1 protein-coding gene is annotated in these 2,983 nt (G+C 69.1%); it reads right to left on the reverse strand.

Annotated features, from left to right (window positions below; translation table 11 throughout):
* The coding region (locus ON30_RS28000; protein ID WP_040711996.1) for an SDR family NAD(P)-dependent oxidoreductase at nucleotides 1-2,983 on the reverse strand (2,983 nt) is incomplete at both ends.

Genomic DNA, 2,983 nt, shown 5'->3' on the forward strand with positions numbered 1-2,983 from the left:
GCTGTCGTCGGTGGTGGTGTGTGGGGTGATCTGGTCGAGGAGGTAGCGGGCCAACGCTTTGGGGGTGGGGTGGTCGAAGACCATGGTGGCGGGGATCTTCAATCCGGTGGCGGTCTGTAGCCGGTTGCGGAATTCGACGGCGCTGAGGGAGTCGAATCCCAGGCTCTTGAAGGGTTCGTCGGCGGGGACGGCGGTGAGCGATTCGTGGCCGAGTACGACCGCGACCTGGCCGCGTACGAATTCCAACGCGATCCGTTCCCGTTCGGACTCACTGTGGCCCTGCACCAGCGCCGAGAGTTTCGACTGCCCACCGGCCTCGTCGTTGCTCGCCCGACGTCGCGACCGTGTGATCGAGCGCGCGATCGCGGGCGCCGACCCCGACCCCGCCAACGCCGCGGCATCGATACGCGCCGCCACCACCAGCGGTTGCCCCGACACCAATGCCGCGTCGAACATCGCCAACCCGACCTCGGTACTCATCGGCAGGAACCCCCCACGCACCATCCGCGCCGAACCCCGCTCGCCCAGATGCTCGGTCAATCCGGTCTTCTGTTCCCAGAACCCCCACGCCAACGACACACCCGCCAAGCCTCGGCGCTGCCGGTAGGCGGCCAACGCGTCCAGCGCGGTGTTCGCCGCCGCGTAGTTCGCCTGACCCGGCGACCCCAGAATCCCCGCCGCCGAGGAGAACAACACGAACAACGCCAGATCCCGATCCGCGGTCAGCTCGTGCAGATGCCACGCCGCCTCGACCTTGACCCCGACCACCGGATCCCACCCCTCCCGCGTCAACCCCGAGAACACACCATCACGCAACACACCCGCCGCATGCACCACACCGGTCAGCGGGAACTCCCGCGGGATCCCCGCCAACACCGCGGCCAGAGCCGCACGGTCGGACACATCACACGCCACCACCTCGACATGAGCGCCCAGCCCCGACAACTCCGCCACCAACTCCGAAACCCCCGCCGCCGCGGCCCCGCTACGACTGACCAGCAACAGTCGCCGCACCCCGTAGCGTGTCACCAGATGCCGCGCGAACACCGCACCCAGCACGCCGGTACCACCGGTGATCAACACCGTCCCGTCCCGCTCGAGCCGACGCGGAACCGACACCACCGTCTTGCCGACATGCCGCGCCTGACTCAGATACCGATACATCTCCGGCAACCGGCGCACATCCCACGCCGAGGTCCGCACCGGCGCGATCTCCCCCCGCTCGAACATCGCGGTCAGCTCGCCCAACATCCGCCCCAGCCGCTCCGGGCCCAGCTCGAACAACACGAACGGCCGATACACCACTCCGGGATGATCACGCGCCACCACGTCCGCGTCGCGTACGTCGGTGCGTCCCATCTCGATGAAACGCCCACCGCGCGGCAACAACCGCAACGACGCGTCGGTCAACTCACCGGCCAGCGAGTTCACCACCACATCCACCCCCGCGCCCCCGGTCACCGCCGAGAACGCCGCCTCGAACTCTCCCGACCGCGAGCTCGCGATGTGCTCGTCGTCGAATCCCATCGACCGCAACACCGACCACTTGCCCGGACTCGCCGTCACGAACACCTCGGCTCCGCGCAACCGCGCCAACGCGACCGCGGCCATCCCCACCCCGCCGGTCCCGGCATGGATCAACACCCGCTCGCCACGCCGGACCCCGGCCAACTCGCCCAACGCGTGCCACGCCGTCAAGAACACCGCCGGAACACCCGCGGCCTCCACGAACGACCATCCCCGCGGAATCCGCGCCACCAGACGAGCGTCCGCCGTCGCCGTCGACCCCACACCCTCGAACACACCCATCACCGGATCCCCCACCGACACACCGGACACCCCCGCGCCCACCGCCACCACCACACCGGCGCCCTCACCACCGATCACCGCCCCCGGATCCGGATACATCCCCAACGCCACCAACACATCCCGGAAATTCACCCCCGACGCACGCACATCCACCCGCACCCACCCCGGCGCCAACCCCGACTCCACCACCGGCTCGGCGACGAAGTTCTCCGCCGTCAACGTCCCCACCCCCACCGTCCGCAACCGCCAACCCACCGACCCCACACCCTCGACACCATCCACACCCGCACCCGCGACATCCACACCCACACCCACACCCGCGTCGATGTCGATGTCGATCACCGACCCGGTGTCCAACCGAACCAACCGCGGCACCGACACCACACCCCGACGCACCGCCGCCTGCGGCTCACCCACCCCCGACACCGCCGCGACCGCCCACTCCACCACACCCCAGTCATCCACATCCACCAACACCACCCGATCCGGATGCTCGTTCTGCACCGAACGCAACAAACCCCACACACCCGCATCCGCCAACCCCGACAACTCGTCACAACCGTCCACCGCCACCGCACCCGAGGTCACCACCACACAACGCTCACCCGCCCGCTCCTCCTGCGCCAACCACCCCTGCACCCACTCCACCACACCCCACACACCATCACCCGAACACCGCAACACCGACACACCCGCCGCGGCCCCCACCACGACCTCACCCACCTCCACCGGCTTCCACTCCACCGCATACAACACCTCGTCGCCGCCGGACACCGCACCCAGCTCGCTCAACGCCACCCCGCGCACCACCAACACCGCCTCGGCCACCACACCACCCACACCGTCGAACAACACGATCCCCACCCGGCCCGCACCCTCACCACGCAACCGTGCCCGTACCGCGCGCGCCCCCACCGCGAACACCCGCACCCCCTCCCACGCGAACGGCAACAACACCGAACCCGCCTCGACCTCCAACCCCAGAAAACCCATCGCCTGCATCGCCGCGTCCAACAACGCCGGATGGATCACGAACTCCTCCACCCCACCGGCGGCCTCGGGCAACGCCACCTCCGCGAACACCTCGTCCCCGCCACGCCACACCGACCGCAACCCCCGAAACACCGGACCGTACCGATACCCCCGCTGCGCGCACACCTCGTAGAAATCCTGC

This window comes from Nocardia takedensis NBRC 100417, assembly GCF_000308695.1.
In the GTDB taxonomy this organism is placed as follows: Bacteria; Actinomycetota; Actinomycetes; order Mycobacteriales; family Mycobacteriaceae; genus Nocardia; species Nocardia takedensis.